General features: G+C 32.5%; 8 protein-coding genes and 1 other annotated feature. Of the genes, 4 read left to right on the top strand and 4 right to left on the bottom strand.

Going from position 1 to position 11,644, the window contains the following annotated elements; all coding sequences use genetic code 11:
- Positions 1–17: 17 nt before the first annotated feature.
- A complete protein-coding gene (gene tyrS, locus LQ615_RS02100) occupies positions 18–1,280 on the bottom strand; it encodes a tyrosine--tRNA ligase (RefSeq protein ID WP_064204362.1) in 1,263 nt (420 codons plus the stop codon).
- A 54-nt stretch (positions 1,281–1,334) separates the two neighbouring features.
- Positions 1,335–1,523 (bottom strand) — a binding site (T-box leader).
- A 100-nt stretch (positions 1,524–1,623) separates the two neighbouring features.
- On the opposite strand from tyrS, the gene LQ615_RS02095 reads away from it, so the two are divergent.
- Positions 1,624–4,077 carry a transglycosylase domain-containing protein gene (locus LQ615_RS02095; protein ID WP_017000617.1) on the top strand — a complete coding sequence of 818 codons (2,454 nt, stop codon included), beginning with the start codon at positions 1,624–1,626 and terminating at the stop codon, positions 4,075–4,077.
- Between the two features lie 135 nt (positions 4,078–4,212).
- Here LQ615_RS02095 and LQ615_RS02090 read toward each other — a convergent pair whose 3' ends face one another.
- Together LQ615_RS02090 and acsA are read right to left on the bottom strand one after the other, a co-directional pair.
- A complete protein-coding gene (locus LQ615_RS02090) occupies positions 4,213–5,880 on the bottom strand; it encodes a formate--tetrahydrofolate ligase (RefSeq protein ID WP_239703702.1) in 1,668 nt (555 codons plus the stop codon).
- Positions 5,881–6,099: 219 nt separating this feature from the next.
- Positions 6,100–7,812, bottom strand: coding sequence for an acetate--CoA ligase (gene acsA, locus LQ615_RS02085; protein WP_064211703.1), 1,713 nt, complete (start codon positions 7,810–7,812; stop codon positions 6,100–6,102).
- Between the two features lie 148 nt (positions 7,813–7,960).
- Here acsA and LQ615_RS02080 point away from each other — a divergent pair, with 148 nt between their 5' ends.
- Genes LQ615_RS02080 through LQ615_RS02070 form a run of 3 tightly spaced genes read left to right on the top strand, consistent with a single transcriptional unit; the run spans position 7,961 to position 10,390 of the window.
- Positions 7,961–8,596, top strand: coding sequence for a GNAT family N-acetyltransferase (locus LQ615_RS02080; RefSeq protein WP_070044693.1), 636 nt, complete (start codon positions 7,961–7,963; stop codon positions 8,594–8,596).
- A gap of 11 nt (positions 8,597–8,607) precedes the next feature.
- A complete protein-coding gene (locus LQ615_RS02075) occupies positions 8,608–9,252 on the top strand; it encodes a CBS and ACT domain-containing protein (protein ID WP_017000613.1) in 645 nt (214 codons plus the stop codon).
- On the top strand, positions 9,245–10,390 hold the full coding sequence (locus LQ615_RS02070; RefSeq protein ID WP_017000612.1) for an acetoin utilization protein AcuC: 1,146 nt from the start codon (positions 9,245–9,247) through the stop codon (positions 10,388–10,390). The genes LQ615_RS02075 and LQ615_RS02070 overlap by 8 nt, the downstream gene beginning before the upstream one ends.
- Positions 10,391–10,427: 37 nt before the next feature.
- Here the strand turns inward: LQ615_RS02070 and ccpA are convergent, their stop codons facing one another.
- Positions 10,428–11,417 (bottom strand): catabolite control protein A, encoded by a 990-nt coding sequence (gene ccpA, locus LQ615_RS02065; RefSeq protein WP_017000611.1) that lies wholly within the window; start codon positions 11,415–11,417, stop codon positions 10,428–10,430.
- Between the last annotated feature and the right edge of the window lie 227 nt (positions 11,418–11,644).

The raw sequence follows: 11,644 nt of genomic DNA, 5'->3' as shown, positions 1-11,644 counted from the left end.
TCTCCTTTTCTAAATTTTTATGAATATTTAACCATTGTATATTTCTTCTTACCTCTTCTTACAATTGTAAATTCATCTTCAATTTTGTCTTCAGTAGTAATTTCATGATTAACATCTTGAATTCTTTCACCATTTAAATATATTGCACCATTATTAATGTCTTCTCTTGCCTGTCTCTTAGATGGAGATACACCCGCTTCTATAATAAACTCTACTAATTGAGTTGTTTCTTTACTAACTACAGCTGTTGGCACATCTTTGAAACCTGCTTCGATTTCATCTTTTGTTAAAGATTTAATATCTCCTTTGAATAAAGCATTTGTAATTCTTTTTGCTTCTTCTACAGCATCTGGACCATGGATAAACCCAACCATTTCTTCAGCAAGCACTTTCTGTGCTTCTCTTAAATGAGGCGCTTCTTCTACTGTTTTTTCTAATCTTTCAATTTCTTCTCTGTCTAGGAAAGTAAAGTATTTCAAGTATTTAACAACATCTGCGTCTTGTGAATTAATCCAGAATTGGTATAACTCGTATGCAGAAGTTTTACTTCTATCTAACCAAACTGTACCTGATTCTGATTTACCGAATTTTTTGCCATCTGCTTTTGTAACTAATGGAATTGTGAATCCAAACGCCTCAGTTTCACCATACATTCTTCTCATTAAGTCAAGACCCGCTGTAATGTTACCCCATTGATCTGAACCACCGATTTGCATTTTACAGTCGTAATTTTTATTTAAATAACCGAAATCAATAGCTTGTAAAATCATATAAGTAAATTCAGTGTATGATATGCCCATTTCCAAACGTGCTTTTACTGAATCTTTACCTAACATATAATTCACACCAACATGTTTCGCATAATCTCTTAAGAAAGAAATTAAATCTATTTCTTTCAACCAATCTTTATTATTTACTAAAATTGCAGCATCTTCGCCTTCAAATTCAAAAATCTTATGCATTTGATTCATAATGCCACGAACGTTTTCTTCGACTTGTTCATCAGTCTGTAATTTTCTTTCCTCAGTTCTTCCAGAAGGATCACCAATCATACCTGTACCTCCGCCTACTAAAACAATAGGCGTATGACCATGATTTTGGAATCTTCTTAAAGTTAAATAAGGTAATAAATGCCCTATATGTAAACTATCTGCAGTTGGATCTGCACCACAGTATATTTTTACTGACTCTTTATTTAATAATTCTTCAATTCCCTCTTCATCAGTTTGCTGATAAACAAGGCCTCTCCATTTTAAATCTTCTAATAATGCATTTGCCATAATATTTTCCTCCTCCAAAATAAAATAAAATAAAAAAGCACCCTTACAATAAAATGTAAGGGTGCTTGAATACACGGTACCACCATACTTATGACATTATTATGTCATCTCTCATTAATGTTACGTACATTAAAAACGTAGAACTATTTTTTATAAGGTGTATTCACAATTACCTCTTTATCAGTTCCCAGCACCACTGACTCTCTTAAAAAGATAATAATCACTACTTCTCCTTTAGTTCATCACAATCTGCAATTAATTACAAAGTATAAAGCTAACAATTTTAAAAGTCAATATTATTTATATATGTTATAATTATGATGATTAGATTGGAGGTTAAAATTTGAGTTCAAATCAGTCTAAAAATAAATTCAAAGATCAATTTAATCGTTCAAGTAAGAAATATAAAAATACTTTTAAAGAAGCAAAATGGACTCCAAAACTAATATTCTTTACAACTTACCAAGTCATAAGCAATTTGTTTTTTATTATTCTTTTTATTAGTTGTTTATTACTAGCATTAGGTTTAGGTATTGGTGGCGGATACTTTGCAGGCCTCGTCAAAGATGAAAAAGTGATGTCTAAGAAAGAAATGAAAGAACAGCTTTATTCTATGACCGAAAGCACGTCTGTATATTTTGGTTCTGGAGAATCTCTTGGCCGATTAAAAAGTGATGTCCAAAGGGATGTTATTAAGGGAAATGAAATAAGTGATAATGTAAAAAATGCACTTATAGCAACAGAAGACGAAGAGTTTTACCAACATAATGGTATTGTACCAAAAGCATTTTTACGTGCCTCAGTACAAGAAGTACTAGGTAGTTCAAATTCTTCTGGTGGTAGTACTTTAACGCAACAATTAGTTAAAAATCAGTTATTAACAAATGAAACATCATTCGAACGTAAAGCAAAAGAAATGCTGCTATCTATGAATGTCGAAAAAAACTTATCAAAAGATGAAATTATAGACAGTTATTTAAATGTAGTATCATTTGGACGTAACTCTAATGGGTCTAATATTGCAGGTATTGAATCAGCTGCACAAGGTGTATTTGGAAAATCTGCTAAAAATTTAAATGTTGCACAATCAGCTTATTTAGCAGGATTACCTCAAAACCCATATACTTACACACCATTTTTACCAAACGGTGATTTAAAAGATGATAAATCATTAGAGTTTGGTATTAATCGTCAGCACTATGTACTTAAAAGAATGTATCAAGAAGAAAAAATCAGTAAAAAAGAATACGATGAAGCTTTAAAATTTGATATTAAAAAATCATTTGTCGATAAAGTTGAAGAACCAAATCAAAAATATCCATTCTTAACTGAAGAAGTGGAAGATCGTACAATCGACATTTTAAAATATCATTTAGCTAAAAAAGATAACATTTCTAAGAAAGAATTAGACCAAACGCCAGTGTTAATGACTAAATATACTGAGAAAGCTAATAAAGCAATGCGTACTGAAGGATACAGAGTCGATACAACAATCGAAAAAGATATGTATGACACTCTTCAAGATGTAAAAAATAATTCAAATAGCTATTCTTGGGATAGAGAAGCAAGCTACACTAATGCGGAAGGCAAAAAAGCAACAAAAGATTTCCAACACGAAGTTGGTGCACTACTAAAAGAAAATGGTAGCGGTAAGATCTTAGCATTTGTAGGTGGTCGTGATTATGAAAAATCACAAATCAATCACGCAACAAAAGCAAAAAGATCACCTGGTTCTACAATGAAACCACTCTTAACATATGCACCAGCATTTGAACATGGTTTAATCACACCAAACACTGCTTTACTAGATAAAAAGTTTGATATCAATGGTTATTCACCTGATAACTATGATAGAAGAGAGTTTGGACCCGTAACTGTAGATTATGCATTAAGAAATTCACTTAACTTAAGTACATTAAGATTATACAGTAACGTACAGGATTATAAACCATGGGAAAACCTTAATAAAATGGGTATGAACGTACCAGAAAACGTACAAGATGGATTAGCTCTAACATTAGGTACAGCTGACTTCACTTTAGGACAAGATGTTGATGGATTTAGTACTTTAGCTAATAAAGGTGAATATAACGATAGTTATATGATTGAATCCATTAAAACACGTGACGGTGAAGTTGTTTACCAACATAAGAAAGACCCTAAACGTATATTCAGTGAATCTACTACTTATTTAACAACTGATATACTAAAAGGTGTACTAGACGATGGGTCAGGTTATCAAATTAAAGATTCTTATGATGGAACATGGGCAGCTAAAACAGGTACATCAGAATCTGGTAAAGACAGCTTATTAGTAGGATATACACCGAAAGTAACATTAGGTATTTGGATGGGCTATGATCAACCAATTACATTTGACGAAGATAGTCATTATCAAATCTTTATGTGGAGAGATATGGTTAACGCCCTATCAAATACAGATAGAGAGAAATTAGGATATGACAGCGATTTCGAAAAACCAAGTACAGTTAGTGAGAAGACAATTTGTCAATACACAAACTCTACTGGTAGTTGTAGTAAAGGTGAATCAAAAGCTTCTACATTAATCTCTGATAAAGTAGATACTTCTGAAAAAGACATTTATTCAGAATCAGTATTGAAACGACTCGGTATTGCTGTAGATGGAAATACATCATCTAAAATCAAACCTAAAGAGAAAGTATCTAAAAACTCTAAAGAAGCTTGGTCATACAACTCAAGCGAAAACAAAAAAGCAGATTCAGATAGCGGTAAACCATCCAGTGGTACAAGTACTAAACCACCAAGTGGTGACTAACCTAGTTATCATAAAACGAATATAATAAAAACAGGTTGAGACAATTATTTATATCCCAACCTGAAACTTAAAACATCAATCCTTTAGTTTTATAACTTTCGGATTGATGTTTTTTTCTTTGATATATGATATTTTTTAGAATAAACCTTTCGCTGTGCCATCTTCATTAACGTCCATATTCAAAGCAGCTGGTCGTTTCGGTAATCCAGGCATCGTCATAATATCTCCTGTCAATGCTACTATAAAACCCGCCCCTGTTTTCGGCAATAATTCTCGTATTGTTATATCAAATTCTGTAGGCGCACCTAATTTTGTAGGATCATCGGTAAATGAATATTGTGTTTTAGCGACGCATACTGGATATTTATCCCAACCATTTTCTTTTATTGTTTTCAATTGTTTATAAGCTTTATCTGTAAATTTGACTGTACGACCACCGTAAACTTTTTGAACGATGGTTTCAAGCTTATCTTCTATAGACATTTCTAAATCATATAGTGGTTTAAATTGTTGAGGTTTTTCTAGTACTTTTAAAACTTCTTTTGCTAAATCTATACCTCCTTTACCACCTTTTTCCCAAACTTCAGTTAAAGCAACTTTCACACCTTGCTCTTTACACCAATCTTCAACAAATTTTACTTCTTCATCCGTATCATGAATAAAAGCATTGATTGCTACAACTGGCTCTACACCAAATTGTTTAATATTTTCAATATGTTTATTTAAGTTTACAATACCTTTTTTGACTGCTTCTACATTCTCAGTTTTTAGTTCATTTTTTGAAACGCCGCCGTGCATTTTTAAAGCTCTAATAGTAGCTACAATTACAATAGCACTTGGATCAAATCCTGCTTTACGCGCTTTTATGTCTAAAAATTTTTCTGCCCCTAAATCGGAACCAAACCCACTCTCTGTTACAACAACATCCGCTAGTTTACGCGCAGTATTTGTTGCAATAATTGAATTACAACCGTGAGCAATATTAGCAAATGGCCCACCATGTACTAGTGCTGGTGTACCTTCAATAGTTTGAACAATATTAGGTTTGATAGCATCTTTTAAAATGAGCGTTAAAGCTCCTTCTACTTTTAAGTCTCTTACTGTTACAGGTTTTTTATCGACTGTATAACCGACAGTTATATTGGCAAGGTTTTCTTTCAAATCTTCTATTCCGTTTGAAAGACAGAATATCGCCATTATTTCAGACGCTACAGTTATATCAAATCCATCTTCTCTTGGAACACCTCTACCTGGTCCACCTAGTCCAACAACTACTTGTCGTAGTTCTCTATCGTTCATATCTAATACACGTTTCCATTCAATTCGTCTTGAATCTATATTGAGTTTATTACCATGATATATATGATTGTCTATAAAAGCAGATAATGCATTATTAGCAGTTGTAATAGCATGTAAGTCACCATTAAAATGCAAATTAATTTCTTCCATTGGGAGTACTTGAGCGTAACCTCCCCCAGTCGCTCCACCTTTCATGCCAAAAACAGGTCCTAGTGATGGTTCACGTAGAGCTACCATAACTTTTTCATTCAATTGATTTAAAGCATCAGCTAGACCTACTGTTACAGTAGATTTCCCTTCTCCTGCTGGTGTGGGACTTAATGCTGTAACTAATACAACTTTCCCTTTTTCTGTTTTATCTTTTAATTTTGTAATATCAACTTTCCCGCGAAAATGTCCATAAGGTTCAAGTGCCTCGTTTGTTATACCTACTTTTTCAGCTATTTCATTAATGCGTTTTAACGTACTTTGATTTGCAATTTCTAAATCTGATAAATGACTCAAGCTCATTCACTCCTTAAATTTAAATAACAAATTCATATGTATACCTTTTCAACTTCTATCTTTAGCATATACAAATATGCATAAAAAGTCGATTAATATTATTGTGAAATTCATATGAAATACTGTTGTTAAAAATCAAATTTTTGACATAAAGAAAGCCAAGAAACTCCTTTATATTTAAGGGGTTATTCTTGGCTTTTTAACATGATTAATATTAACTTATTCTTCTAAAGTAGATAAATCTCCTGCTGGTAAGTCTAGTTCCCAAGCTTTTAATACACGTCTCATAATTTTACCTGAACGTGTCTTAGGTAATTTATCCTTAAATTCTATCTCACGAGGTGCTGCATGCCCAGCTAAACCTTCTTTAACAAACTTTCTTATTTCTTCTTTTAGTTCATCAGATTCTTCATATCCATCTCTTAAACCAATGAATGCTTTAATAATTTCTCCACGAACTGGATCTGGTTTACCTATTACACCCGCTTCAGCAACTGCTGGATGTTCAACAAGTTTAGATTCAACTTCAAACGGTCCTACTCGTTCACCTGCAGTCATGATGACATCATCAACACGCCCTTGGAACCAGTAATAACCATCTTCATCTTTATAAGCTGAATCTCCAGAAACATACCATTCGTCGTTAATGAAATATGAATCATATTTAGGCTGGTTATTCCAAATTGTTCTCATCATTGAAGGCCAACCTTTTTTCAGAGCTAAATTACCCATTCTATTTGGTGGTAGTTCATTACCTTGATCATCAACAATTGCTGCTTCAATACCTGGTAATGGTTTACCCATTGAACCAGCTCTAATATCCAATGAAGGATAGTTAACAATCATGTGTCCACCTGTTTCAGTCATCCACCAAGTATCATGTACGCGGTGGTTGAATACATTATAAGCCCATTTAATTACTTCTGGGTTTAGTGGTTCACCCACTGAAAGAACATGTCTTAATGATGAAAGGTCATACTTTTTAACAATGTCATCACCAGCGCCCATTAACATTCTTAGTGCAGTTGGTGCTGTATACCAGATTGTAACGTTGAATGTTTGGATGAATTCATACCATCCTTCAGGTGAGAATCTTCCACCTGCCACACAATTTGTTACGCCATTTAGCCATGGACTAAAGATACCGTATGATGTTCCTGTAACCCAACCCGGATCAGCAGTACACCAGTATACATCATCTTCTTTAAAATCTAAAACATACTTACCAGATATATAATGAACTAACATTGCTTCTTGTACGTGTAATACACCTTTAGGCTGTCCTGTTGAACCTGAAGTGTAATGTAAAATTAATCCGTCTTCTCTATCTAACCATTCTATTTCAAATTCACTATCAGCTTTTTCGAGTTCTTTATTGAAGTCAATATACTCTTCAGAAACATTTTCATCAACAATTACAATATGTTCTAAATTCGGTAATTCATCTTTAGGTATTCGATCTACTAGATCATTAGTTGTGATGATTACTTTAGCTTCACTATTTTCTAAGCGATCTTTTACCGCTTTTTCCATAAACGCTTCAAACAATGGTCCAACAATACCACCAATTTTTAATGTTCCTAACAAAGCAAAATATAATTCTGGTGTTCTTGGCATAAATATAAATACACGGTCACCTTTTTCAACATTTGCTTTATCTTTTAATAGATTAGCGGCTTTATTACTAGCAATTTGTAAGTCTTTAAACGTATAACTATCTTGTCTATTTTGATCTTTATAGTGGAGTGCAAATTTGTCCCCTTTACCATTGTCCACATGACGATCTATACATTCATATGCCATGTTTATTTTACCAGTTTCACTCCAACTGAAATTTTTCTCAATATCTTTCCAGTTATGATTATTAACTGCATTCTCATAATTTGATAGATTATAATCTTCGTTTAATGCTTCGTATACTTCGACTTTCATCTAAATCTCCCCTTTTATAAATGTAATCGTTTCCAATAAAGCCTGAGTCTATTATAATATAAGTAGATGATACTTTTCAAAAAAATTTGATTATTCAAAATAAACTTTATATTTACACATTACCATATTAATAGGAAGGAGGTATACTATGGACTATAAAAAGACCTTCATATCAGAAACTATACCCTTTACATCTGATTCTAATATAACAATTGAAGGTCCTGTAGAACCCGAAAAATTAAAAGAAATGACTTTTGATGAAGGGTTAGATAGTTTTCGCGTACCTAAGGAACAATTTGAAGCGCTAATAGAAATTTCTGAATTACCTGAAGGAAGAATTATTGTATGTAGAATAGATCAACATATTATCGGTTATACAACTTACGTTTATCCTGATCCACTTGAGCGTTGGTCAGATGGTAACCTACCCTATATCCTTGAGTTAGGTGCTATTGAACTTTCTTTAGAATACAGAAAATATGGACTTGGAAAGAAAATGCTCAAATTAGCTATGAAGTCACCAGAAATGGAAGATTATATCGTTATCACTACAGAATACTATTGGCATTGGGATTTAAAAAACAGTGGTTTAGATGTTTATGAATATCAAAAAATCATGCATAAAATGATGGCAGAAGGTGGTTTAGAAGTATTTGCGACTGATGACCCAGAAATAATTAGCCATCCTGCCAATAGTTTAATGGCAAGAATAGGAGCAAATATTAGCCAAGAGCAAATGGAAGCTTTCGACAGACTAAGATTTATGAATCGGTTTTTCTTTTAAGGAGGTATATTATGTTAGTTGAAAAAATTATGACTTCACCTTGTACAACAATTCAAGGTAACCAATCTATTGAAAATGCTTTAGAACTTATGACACAAAAAGAAATTAGGCATTTACCAATTGTAAATGAAAAAGACGAATTGTTAGGAATTATTTCAGATAAAGATATAAAAATGGCTTTACCAAGCATTTTATCTGATGAAGATCCAAATAATAGTTTAAGTTTATCTGTTTCTAAAATTATGAGAAGAAATGTTATTAGATGTCATCCTTTAGATTTTGTAGAAGATATAGCTTTAGATTTTTACGAAATGGCAATTGGAGCTATACCCGTTCTCCGTGATAATAAAGTAATTGGTATCGTCACACAAAAAGATATGTTAAATACATTTTTAGAACTAACTGGTGTTACAATTCCTGGTTCTATAATTGAAGTACATATTGACGATAAAATTGGTGCATTACACGATATTACTGCTATATTTAAAGAACAAAATATTGATATATTAAACGTCCTTGCTTATGCTGATCAAGAAAATGTTAAGAAAAGATATCTTATGTTACGAGTAAAATCAATGAATCCTGAAAAAATATATAAATTATTGGAAGAAAAAAATTACCATGTCATATATCCATTTGGTATAAGAAATGACTAATGTTAAATATGTGTATTCAGAGGATTTATTGAAATATCGTTTTTCAGATAGTCACCCTTTCAATCAAATGCGTTTAAAGTTAACGACTGATTTGCTTATTGACCTAGGTGTGCTTAAATCTGAACATTTGATACAACCAAGAATAGCAACTGACGAAGAATTAGAACTCGTTCATGAACCGAGCTACATAGAAGCTATTAAAAAAGCAGGCAATGGAGATTTACCTATAGAAGAATATGATAAATATGGATTAAATAGTGAAGACACCCCTCAATTTGTAAACATGCATGAAAATAGTGCAAGAGTTGTAGGTGGAACTTTGAATGCAGTTGATGCAGTTATGTCTGGTGAAGCAAAGAGAGCATGCCATTTAGGTGGTGGATTACATCATGGATTCAAAGGGAAAGCAAGTGGATTTTGTATTTATAATGACAGTGCTGTTGCAATACAATATTTACAATCCAAATATAAACAAAGGGTTTTGTATATTGATACAGATGCACATCATGGAGATGGCGTTCAATGGTCATTTTATACTAATGAAGATGTTATGAATTATTCTATTCATGAAACAGGTCGATATTTATTCCCTGGAACAGGTGCCATTACTGAGCGTGGAGATGGTAAAGGATTTGGTAGAACTGTAAACATACCATTAGACGCATACACGGAGGATGAATCATATATAGACGTATTTAAAGAAACAGTAGAAGCTGTATGTAAAGCTTACAAGCCAGATATTATACTAAGTGTAAATGGTGTCGATATTCATTATTTAGATCCACTCACGCATTTAAGTTGTACTTTGAATACGTTATATCAAATACCATATATCGTAAAAAATCTAGCAGACGAGTATTGTGATGGTAAAGTCATTATGATCGGTGGAGGCGGATATAATATTTGGAGAGTTGTACCTAGAGCTTGGTCTCATGTTTGGTTTGCTTTAAATGATCTTGATACCCCAAAAGGAAATATACCACAGACTTGGCTTGATAAATATCAAAGCAGCGCTCCGTTTCCTTTACCAAAAACATGGATAGATGAAAAAGATGATTATATGGAAATACCAAGAAAAACCGAAATAACTGAAAAAAATAATAACACGAAATTAAGAATTTTAGAGTGGTATAAATAAAAAAGAGGGAGATTCGTTTATCGAATTCCCTCTTTTATTATTTAGTTGTGCCTCTATATTCTATTCTATACGGCAATATAACATTAGGCTCGTCAATTTGTTCGTCATTCATATATTTAGTTAACAATCTCATTCCAACAGCTCCAATGTCATAAAGCGGTTGAGTAACACTTGATAATTGTGGTCTAACCATATGAACAAGTCTTGTGTTATTAAAGCTGACAACTTGCAATTCTTCAGGTATTTTAACACCTGCATCTTGAGCAGCATGAACAATACCAATTGCTTGTTCATCACTTATACAAAGAATTGCATCAGGATTAGCTTGAGATACTGTCTCATATGCTTTACTGCCATCTTTATATGTTTCATTACCAACATATTTAGCATTGTCATTAATATCTAGACCAGCCTCTTCTAATGCAGACTCAAGACCTTGGATAGCATCGTCTTGTGCTTTCTCTGAGTATCCACCACCAACAAATGCAAACTTCTTAGCACCGTTCTCAATAAGTGTATTTGCTATTTCTTTACTAGCTTGTGTGTAATTAATGTTTACAGATGCTAATTTTGATTCTTTATCATTTGTTCCAGATACTACAACTGGTACAGATGATTTCTCAATTAACTCAACAGTTTCGTCAGTTAATGTTCCACCAAGGAAGATAATACCATCAACTTGTTTACTCAATAAGTTGTTAAATATTTCTTGTTCTTTATCACTATCGTTATCAGAGTTAGAAATAATTGTATGATATTTATACATTGTTGCTATATCTTCTAATCCTCTTGCTAATTCAGAATAATAAACATTCGAAATATCTGGTATAATTACGCCAACTGTTGTAGTTTTTTTACTTGCTAAACCACGTGCAACAGCATTTGGTCTATAGTTTAATCTCTTAATAACTTCGTTTACTTTATCTCTAGTTGACGGTTTAACATTTTGGTTACCATTTACAACACGAGATACAGTAGCCATTGAAACTTTTGCTTCTCTTGCTACATCATATATTGTTACAGTCATAATATCCTCCCATTTTTGAAAACGTTTTCCAGTACATTCTATCACGTTTTCATATTGTTTTCAAAGCATATGAAAGCGAACTCACAATTACTCATTATAAGATATTCATAAACTCTTGTCGATAAAAGAAACTTAAGTTTTTAAAAGAAAGTGTAAAATGAAAATTGTTTTTCAGAAAACGGCGATAAATTAAACTATACCACATAAAGCTTATGTTTTTCCATAAT

The organism is Mammaliicoccus sp. C-M13, assembly GCF_022386845.1.
Lineage (GTDB): Bacteria > Bacillota > Bacilli > Staphylococcales > Staphylococcaceae > Mammaliicoccus > Mammaliicoccus lentus.
The sequence above is the reverse complement of the archived record's forward strand: the minus strand, read 5'-3'. Positions and strand labels throughout refer to the sequence as shown.

Coding starts and splice junctions, on each gene's coding strand:
- tyrS (WP_064204362.1), bottom strand. CDS start 1,280: ATGGCAAATGCATTATTAGAAGATTTAAAATGGAGAGGCCTTGTTTAT.
- acsA (WP_064211703.1), bottom strand. CDS start 7,812: ATGAAAGTCGAAGTATACGAAGCATTAAACGAAGATTATAATCTATCA.
- LQ615_RS02080 (WP_070044693.1), top strand. CDS start 7,961: ATGGACTATAAAAAGACCTTCATATCAGAAACTATACCCTTTACATCT.
- LQ615_RS02075 (WP_017000613.1), top strand. CDS start 8,608: ATGTTAGTTGAAAAAATTATGACTTCACCTTGTACAACAATTCAAGGT.
- LQ615_RS02070 (WP_017000612.1), top strand. CDS start 9,245: ATGACTAATGTTAAATATGTGTATTCAGAGGATTTATTGAAATATCGT.
- ccpA (WP_017000611.1), bottom strand. CDS start 11,417: ATGACTGTAACAATATATGATGTAGCAAGAGAAGCAAAAGTTTCAATG.